Below are 1,078 nucleotides of genomic sequence, written 5' to 3' on the forward strand. Positions count from 1 at the left end.
CGTGGCGAGTACCACGACTAACTAATAAAATAATTTATTAAATGGAGGTCTTAGCATGATCGTAACCATTACGATGAACCCTTCGATTGATATTTCGTATCCCCTTGAAACGTTTAAGCTTGATACTGTCAATCGTGTCGTTGACGCAAAGAAAACTGCCGGTGGTAAAGGATTAAATGTAACCCGCGTATTAAAACAATTAGCAGATGATGTAACAGCAAGTGGTCTGTTAGGTGGCTTTTTAGGGGAAAGCATTAAAAAAGACTTAGATGAAGCTGGCATTTCACATTCTTTTAGTCAAATCGACGGTGAAACTAGAAATTGTATTGCGATTTTACATGAGGGAAAGCAAACTGAAATCTTAGAAAGTGGTCCTGTTATTTCAGATAAAGAAGCTGAAATTTTCCTAGAACACTTTACTGATTTAGTTAAAAAGGCTAGCATTTTGTCTTTTTCAGGCAGTCTACCAACAGGCTTACCCAAAGATTTTTACGCAAAAATGATTGCAATTTGCAATGAACAACATAAACCAGTTGTTTTGGACTGTTCTGGTGAATCTTTGAAGTTAGTGTTAAAAGGGGATGCCAAACCACTACTCATTAAACCTAATACCGAAGAATTAGCGGATTTATTAGGACGGGATGTTAGTGATGATATTGCGGCATTAAAAGCTGCACTCCAAGATCATTTATTTGATGGAGTAGAGTGGATTGTAGTTTCAATGGGGGCTAAGGGCGCCTTTGCAAAACATAACGATAAGTTTTATCGGGTAAAAATTCCCAAAATTGAGGTTGTGAATCCAGTTGGCTCTGGAGATTCGACTGTAGCCGGATTAACTTCGGCAATTAATAATGGTGATTCAGATGAGGATATCTTGAAAAAAGCCAATGTTTTGGGTATGCTTAATGCGCAAGAAGCAGTAACCGGACATGTAAATTTAGATCATTATCAAGATCTATTTGATCAACTGGACGTGTCTTTAGTTTAGAAAAATTTTAGGAGGAATATATATGACAACCGAAGCAAAAAAAGCCTATATCAAACAATTAAGTGACAAAAACGGGGTGATTTCCGCACT

General features: G+C 37.1%; 1 protein-coding gene. It reads left to right on the plus strand.

The annotated features are described in order from the left end of the window. Positions 1-55: 55 nt before the first annotated feature. Positions 56-988, plus strand: a complete 933-nt coding sequence (gene lacC / locus RU96_RS12545; protein ID WP_071865805.1) for a tagatose-6-phosphate kinase — start codon at positions 56-58, stop codon at positions 986-988. Positions 989-1,078 lie beyond the last annotated feature (90 nt).

The sequence above is a fragment of the Enterococcus canintestini genome (assembly GCF_001885735.1).
Lineage (GTDB): Bacteria > Bacillota > Bacilli > Lactobacillales > Enterococcaceae > Enterococcus_C > Enterococcus_C canintestini.